Source organism: Moorena sp. SIO4E2 (genome assembly GCF_010671945.1).
GTDB lineage: Bacteria > Cyanobacteriota > Cyanobacteriia > Cyanobacteriales > Coleofasciculaceae > Moorena > Moorena producens.
In genome coordinates, this window is sequence record NZ_JAAHIE010001241.1 from 1 (window position 1) to 1362 (window position 1362).

General features: G+C 42.2%; 2 protein-coding genes. Both read left to right on the forward strand.

The features are described 5' to 3' along the window. Positions 1 to 26: 26 nt before the first annotated feature. Positions 27 to 683, forward strand: coding sequence for an RNA polymerase sigma factor (locus F6K37_RS42565; RefSeq protein WP_287257240.1), 657 nt, complete (start codon positions 27 to 29; stop codon positions 681 to 683). A 36-nt stretch (positions 684 to 719) separates the two neighbouring features. Beyond that, positions 720 to 1362, forward strand: a 643-nt coding sequence (locus tag F6K37_RS42570) for a DUF1822 family protein (RefSeq protein ID WP_287257241.1), incomplete at its 3' end; no start/stop codon positions are given.

The window sequence follows — 1362 nt, forward strand, 5'->3', positions numbered from 1 at the left end:
GAGATGGATTGAGATGGAGTTAACCCATGAACGAACTGGAGGAACGACTACAACAGCTAGCTTTGGAAGCTCAAAAGCATCCCCCAAAAAGCCGTGGCCGTCGTCTAGCCCTGACCCGGCTGATTCATATGATTCAAGCATCTGGCAGATTATCTCGCAGGAGATATGACACCCCTCAGGAGGTTTACGATGATGCACTTCAAGAGACTTGGTTGTATGTGTTCAAAAAAATTGACACTTATGAACCCAGAGGTCCGGTGATTAACTGGATTAATAGTGTCCTCAAGTGGCGGTTGATTGATGCCAAAAAACGACATACCAAAGGGGGAAAGGAGTACTCACTAGATGCACCAATAAACTCTTCCGATGGGGGTAAAGTCAATCAATCAGGTATGACCTATTTAGATACCGTTGCCCAACCAGAAGACACTCCGTTACCTTCACAGCTTATACGTCAGTGTATTGAAGAAGACTCTGATGGGCTGTTTGCCAGCAAACACGTTAAAGGACATCCTAAAGCCAACTTCAGAACTATTGCTCTTTTATATCTAGACCGGAAGAGTTGGCAACAGACTGCTGTAGCAGTTGGGTTAAAGCCAAAGCAAGCGTCAACGGTGCAAAGTTTCTACTGGCGCTGTTGCAAGTATTTTGCTGACAAGTTTAAGGAATACTTGCAGGAATAACTGACTAATAAGATTCAATTTATTTAGAGAGTAACCATGAATAACTTAACGGAAAAATTAGCATTTTCTGTGCCTATTACCAGAGATTGGTATCAACTAGCAGAAACCTTTAGTCAGGAACAGCACGAACCGGATAAAGCTCAAGACGTTTACCTCAATACATTAGCAGTTTATGCGGTAAATTTCTACTTACAGTGTATGGAAGTAGAAACTGATTTAGCAGCAAGTGATAGCAGCAATCCAGCCTTGCGATCGCTAATGAATGTATCCGACTTGATGGTTAAAGGTTGGGGAAAATTGGAATGTCGTCCTGTTTTACCTGGTGACCTAGTTTGTGACATCCCACCAGAAAGTCGCCAAGAGCGAGTTGGTTATGTCGTGGTAGAAATTAATCAACCAAACAATCAAGCTAAACTGCTAGGATTTGCCAAAACTGCACTGGGAGGAAGCTTGGAGATTAGTAAAATCGATTCTCTTGAGGAGTTAATTAAGCAATTACCAGAGCCATTACCAGAGCTAGAATCAAATGTCGTGAACTTACTGGAATGGTTTAAGGGTAATTTTGAAGTAGGTTGGCAGTCGGTTAGCGATTTGCTGTCTCCAAAACTTAGACCAGCATTTAGAAATACCGAAGACCAGCAAGAACGAGGTAAACTGATTGATTTATTTGATTTAGGGC

Excerpts from the sequence above, each read along its gene's own strand:
- F6K37_RS42565 (WP_287257240.1), top strand. The coding sequence starts at position 27 with ATGAACGAACTGGAGGAACGACTACAACAGCTAGCTTTGGAAGCTCAA.